Annotated in this window: 1 protein-coding gene; it reads left to right on the top strand. The window is 65.6% G+C overall.

From position 1 onward, the window contains the following. A partial coding sequence (gene mltG, locus EN969_RS34490) for an endolytic transglycosylase MltG (protein WP_127419956.1) occupies positions 1-556 on the top strand: 556 nt, incomplete at both ends.

The following is a 556-nucleotide window of genomic DNA, read 5'->3' as shown; positions in this document are numbered from 1 at the left end:
GCCGGACCTGCCGCTGGCCAACGTCGAGGAGTTCGTCACGCTGGCTTCGATTGTCGAGAAAGAGACGGGCAAGGGTGACGAGCGTTCACGGGTTGCCGCCGTCTTCCTGAACCGGCTTGCCAAGGGCATGCGCCTGCAATCCGATCCGACCATCATCTACGGGCTGTTCGGCGGCAAGGGAAAGCCGGCGGACCGGCCGATCTACCAGTCGGATATCCAGAAACAGACCCCCTACAACACCTATGTGATCAACGGCTTGCCGCCGACGCCGATCGCCAATCCGGGTCGTGCAGCGCTGGAGGCGGTGGCCAATCCGTCGAAGACCGACGACCTCTATTTCGTCGCCGACGGCACCGGTGGGCACGTCTTTGCCGCGACGCTGGACGAGCACAACGAGAATGTCGCCCGCTATCGCGCTCTGCAGAAGAAGCAGGCGGATGACGTCGCCAAAGCCGCCAAGACGACCGGCGGCGGCGACAGCGATGCCGTCAAGCCGGCGGACGGTGGGCCGGCCGACAGTGGGCCTGCTGACGGTGCCGACGACAGCGGCGGTGAC

Origin of the sequence: Mesorhizobium sp. M7A.F.Ca.CA.003.01.2.1, assembly GCF_003998945.1 — a bacterium.
In the GTDB taxonomy this organism is placed as follows: Bacteria; Pseudomonadota; Alphaproteobacteria; order Rhizobiales; family Rhizobiaceae; genus Mesorhizobium; species Mesorhizobium ciceri.
Note: the sequence above shows the minus strand (reverse complement) of the source record. Positions and strands in the feature narration are given on the sequence as shown.